Consider the following 1,992-nt stretch of genomic DNA (forward strand, 5'->3'; position numbering starts at 1 on the left):
GGGCAGGACTTGCTCAATATCGCGGGGCTGGGGATCAGCAGCGAGACGTTCGCTACCAGCGTGAGCATTGCGGCTGACGGGGCGGACACGGTGATCGGGATCGGAGTGGACTCTATTCGCCTCGTCGGTGTTAACAGTGCAGGCATCGATCAGACGGACTTTATCCTGACGACGTGATGCTTTTGCTGCTGGCCGCACGTCGCTACGCGGTTGCAGTCCCCATCGCGGGTAAATCCGCGATGGGGACTGTACGGGGTGTTTTTCTCCTCACTCCCCCCGGTATCTACGAAACCCGGGACGATTCATGCTGCTGGAACAATTTTTTCTATCTGGCGCTATTTCGATTCGAGATGGAGGCGTCGCTTGTATGCAATTCCTCAAGAATCTCGAGAAAAAGCTCTGCGCTTCGTGACAAGGGGCGAGAAGCCTCGGTTATTGCGCAGATGGTGTTATGGAACACGGGGCTGTCCGGTAACTCCCGCAATTCAAAGCGCGGGGCAATGAGTTCGACATAGTGCTCCGGTAGTAACCCGGCATAACCACCGCCCTCAACGAGCATCGCGATTGCTTCCAGCCCCGCGGCTTCGGGCCCTCGTTCAAAACCATGTGTAGCCAGCGTTTCTTCGACGAAGGGATGCGGTCGATAAACCAGTTGAGGTCGGAGATGCTTCTCGCCCGACGCTTGATTTGCTACATACACGCGATGGTCTTCGACGAACAGCTTTTGGTAATGAAAGGCTCGCTCTTTTTTGTACATCCCACGAATGGCCACCTGCACCCGTCGCTCGCGCAGTGCCTGGTTCAAGTTGGCAAAGGTCATCACGGCCACTTCTGCCTGAACGTTAGGAGCCCTTCGTCTCAGTTCTTTCAGCGCTTCGGCTAACCGGCAATTCGGATCAGCGAGCATATGCTCGACCGTTCCAATCGAGACGGTGCCGGATATCACGGCACGTACCGCATCAATTTCTGGCTTGATTCGCTCAAGAGAGTTAAGTGCATTCGTCGTTAACTCAAGCGCCACTCTCCCGGCCGCGCTCAGCTTGAAACCTGCCGGACCTCGCTCGCACAGACGCACACCCAGGCGTTCCTCAACCTCCTTGATATGCCTGCTGATCGAGGCTTTGGTCATATTCAGCCGGCGTTCAGCCGCAGCAAATCCCCCGGCTTCAGCGGCGGCACAAAAAATACGGAGAGAGCGCAAGTCACGCTCGGTCAGGTCGAATCGGTTCATGGATAAAAGGTATCAGATTCCAAGACCATATCGCTAATAAAGTGATTTTACTTGCGCTTTCGCACTGGCTAATTTGGTTCCAGCAACCTTCACAAATACAACACTCCAARAAATGGGGGAACTGCATCATGACTACACACAGTCGCCGAAGCATCGTGAAAACCGTGCTCTTAACCTCGCTGGTTATCTGTACTTCCACCTTCGCATCAGCCCAGGCAAGCACGCTTGCCGACATCAAGCAGCGTGGCAAGCTGACAGTGGGTACCGAAGCCGCTTACGAACCTTATGAATTCGTTGAAAACGGTAAGGTTGTGGGTTACGGCCACGATATTCTGGAACAAATGGCCGCAAAACTCGGCGYCGAGCTGGAGCAGTTGAACTTGCCGTTCAACGGTTTGCTTCCCGGTTTGATGAGCAACAAATTTGATTTCGTGGCCACTTCCGTCGGGATCACACCTGAACGTGCCAAACGGTTCGCTTTCAGCCAGCCCATCGGTATCGTCCGCTCGCTGTTCGTAGTCAAGGCAGACAACACAACCATCAGCAAGCCTGAAGATGTAGCAGGCAAAGTGGTGGGAACCCAGATGGGTTCTTCAGCCCAACAAGCACTGCAGGAATACGAGCGAGAACTAAAAGCCAGCAAAGGGCAGGGCTACGCTGACCTCAAACTATTCCAGGGCTATCCCGACGTCGGCCTGGCGATTGCCAATGGCTCGATTGATGTAGGTGTTCTACCCAGTAACGTATTGGCTGTGCAAATG

At 54.3% G+C, this 1,992-nt stretch carries 2 protein-coding genes; one reads left to right on the forward strand and one right to left on the reverse strand.

What is annotated here, in order from left to right; all coding sequences use genetic code 11:
* Window positions 1–325: 325 nt before the first annotated feature.
* Window positions 326–1,231: a LysR family transcriptional regulator gene (locus tag ACXRVY_RS26210; RefSeq protein WP_223462617.1), complete on the reverse strand. Its 906-nt coding sequence runs from the start codon at window positions 1,229–1,231 to the stop codon at window positions 326–328.
* Window positions 1,232–1,359: 128 nt separating this feature from the next.
* On the opposite strand from ACXRVY_RS26210, the gene ACXRVY_RS26215 reads away from it, so the two are divergent.
* Window positions 1,360–1,992 (forward strand): transporter substrate-binding domain-containing protein (locus tag ACXRVY_RS26215; RefSeq protein ID WP_458238646.1); only part of this gene is annotated, 633 nt, incomplete at its 3' end.

This window comes from Pseudomonas sp. P5_A2_2, assembly GCF_054177685.1.